Genomic DNA, 2439 nt, shown 5'->3' on the forward strand with positions numbered 1-2439 from the left:
CTAGTTGAGTCTCCGACGCTGTCGTCGAGAATCCGGCCCAAGGGCAGCGCGCGACGCCGTGGACCGGCGGTATTTCACCCGCCGCGCGTCGCACAAGCCCTGCCGCACTGGCATCCCAAGCGACATCATGACGATGTCAGCGCAGGTCGGCGGCCAATGGAGACACGCATGGATGCGAAGCAGGTTCTCGGAGAGGCGTGGCAGGCAGTCGAGGCTGCGGGGCTACCAGAGCATGTCCAGGCTGTTGCACTTGAGCAGGCGGTGGCGCTGATCACCCGCGAAGTCGGCGCGGGGAACGGTAAGCCCGTGAACCCCGCCCCGCGCCCGCCGTCATCCGCTCCTGCGCAGATCAATCCAGATACTGCACGGGGCGAAGCGAACCTCGACGAGGACGAGTTCTTTCGGAAGTTTGCAGAGGAGTCGGATGTTGCCGAGGATGTCCTTCGCTCGGTCTACCACGTGAAGGATGAGTCGGTACGTATCGCGGTAAGCCGAAAGAGCCTCGGGACGTCCATCGCTGACAAGAGTCGCAACCTCGCTGCACTCCTCCTCGGGCCTCGGTACTATGTGGATGGAAAGCCGAACGTCACCGTTAGGGAGGTTCGAGAGGCGGCGTCATCTCAGTTCGCCTTCGATCCCACCCGGAACCTCGCGAAGTATCTTGAGGCCGTTCCGGGGACGATATCAGTCGGTCAGGGGAATGAGAAGTCTGTTCGAGGGCAGAGTGGCAAGTTCGACGCGCCATTCAAAGAACTCGTCGAGCGTCTCGCATCTCGATGATCACTCAGGAGACGCTTTCGGCGTCCTTCTTGGGCGCAGGCCTTCCGAGTGACGTCGTGCACGCAATGCTTGAAGAGTACGAAGAGACCAGTCGGAGGTTCTTCCTCGGCGACTACGGCCCTGCCGCTGTGAACGGCGGACGCTTCTGCGAGGCCATCGTTCGACTCGTTCAGCACCTCGGTTCGGGATCATTCACCCCACTAAACGCAGAGATTCATGTCGAGCGCGTATTGAATCAAATAGAGAACTATTCGAGCCTGGACGACGGAATTCGTTTGCACGTCCCGCGCGCCATCCGATTGATCTATGGCATTCGAAATAAGCGCGACACAGGCCACCTGCGAGGCGGCATCGTGCCGAACCTCCAAGATGCGACTCTGGTGACTGGTTGTCTCGACTGGATACTGGCTGAATTGGTTCGAGTGGTGCACGCTGTGTCTGCAATGGAAGCACAAGCGATGATCGCCAACATCGTGACTAGAGCGGCGCCGATCGTAGAAGAGATCGACGGCCGCCCAGTCCTCAATGCGAAGCTGCCGAGGCGGGATCATGTTCTGGCGTTGCTCTACTGGGCGGGCCAGCCGACCGACGTTGGTACCCTGCGCAGCTGGCTCCCAGTCGGAATCCGCAAGTACGCATCTAAGCTGCTCTCTGATCTGGAGTCTGCTTTCTTGGTCCACCTGCGCGATGGTGTCGTATACGTCACGCGGCCGGGTCTGCGATACGTGGAAGAGAACCGGCTCCTGCATCCGGCCTGACTAGTATCCGGCGCTCGCACGCGCCACCATCGGGCATCGCGAGGAGGTCGGACCATGGTCAATGAGAGAGAGTCAAGCGTGATCGATCAGTGGCTGGACCCCGCGCCCGGCCACGCGCTAGCGGGAGTCGTCAACTGGACGCCCATGGCTAGTTACGGGATTGATGCACATGCCTTCGAGGAGGCGGCGACCAGGCTCGCCGGAGGATGGCAGGATTCTACGGATGACGCACTCATCAAGGTGATTCTATACCTGTATAGGCACGCCATTGAGTTGCAGCTCAAGGACGCCATTCATATAGCAAATATGTGCGTCGATTCTCCATACCAAGAACTAGACAAGTGGTATGTCCGTACCGCTAAACACAATCTTCGAGAACTTCGAGAACGACTCGTGGAACTCTTGTCGCGCAACGAGCTGTTCCCCGATGACCCAGTCCTCGAGGAAGATTCGCCTGAGGGTCGACTCCTGACCGAGTTGCATGAGATTGATCCCAAAGGTGACGAGTTCCGATTCCCACTTGGTTGGGATAATCGAGCCTCCGAGACTCGCAGGGCGAGGATGCCCGGAGGGGTTGACGTTGTGGGTCGTTGTGTCTTGCTCGATGTTGAGCGCATGAGCGCCGACCTGCGATCCGTGAGCAGACTCATCGGAAGCATTCGTGACCGTGTCTACGAGGAGCGCCTCGAGCCTCGTCGTCAGCAGTCCGAGTAATTGCCGCGACGATGCGTGCAGGAATGCTGAGGAGTAGCGGCACTCTTCCCGATCTATCCTTCTTGGATCTCCTCGCATAGAGGGTTAGAGAACTTTCCAGTCGAAGTTTCAGTTGGCGGCTTTTGTGTGAAGGAGTGGGTGGCGTGAGCGGAGAGATCAAGATCGGCGTTCAGCTTCAGCCGCAGCA

At 59.2% G+C, this 2439-nt stretch carries 3 protein-coding genes; all 3 read left to right on the forward strand.

The window, feature by feature from the left end:
• Positions 1 to 168 precede the first annotated feature (168 nt).
• On the forward strand, positions 169 to 780 hold the full coding sequence (locus Cph01nite_RS18845) for a hypothetical protein (RefSeq protein ID WP_203676575.1): 612 nt from the start codon (positions 169 to 171) through the stop codon (positions 778 to 780).
• A complete protein-coding gene (locus Cph01nite_RS18850; protein WP_203676577.1) occupies positions 777 to 1538 on the forward strand; it encodes a hypothetical protein in 762 nt (253 codons plus the stop codon). The genes Cph01nite_RS18845 and Cph01nite_RS18850 overlap by 4 nt, the downstream gene beginning before the upstream one ends.
• A gap of 78 nt (positions 1539 to 1616) precedes the next feature.
• The gene (locus tag Cph01nite_RS18855) at positions 1617 to 2252 is read left to right on the forward strand and encodes a hypothetical protein (protein ID WP_203676579.1); all 636 of its coding nucleotides are present in this window, start codon (positions 1617 to 1619) and stop codon (positions 2250 to 2252) included.
• Positions 2253 to 2439: the final 187 nt, after the last annotated feature.

Origin of the sequence: Cellulomonas phragmiteti (assembly GCF_016862775.1) — a bacterium.
Classification (GTDB): Bacteria; Actinomycetota; Actinomycetes; order Actinomycetales; family Cellulomonadaceae; genus Cellulomonas; species Cellulomonas phragmiteti.

Excerpts from the sequence above, each read along its gene's own strand:
- Cph01nite_RS18845 (WP_203676575.1), top strand. The coding sequence starts at position 169 with ATGGATGCGAAGCAGGTTCTCGGAGAGGCGTGGCAGGCAGTCGAGGCT.
- Cph01nite_RS18850 (WP_203676577.1), top strand. The coding sequence starts at position 777 with ATGATCACTCAGGAGACGCTTTCGGCGTCCTTCTTGGGCGCAGGCCTT.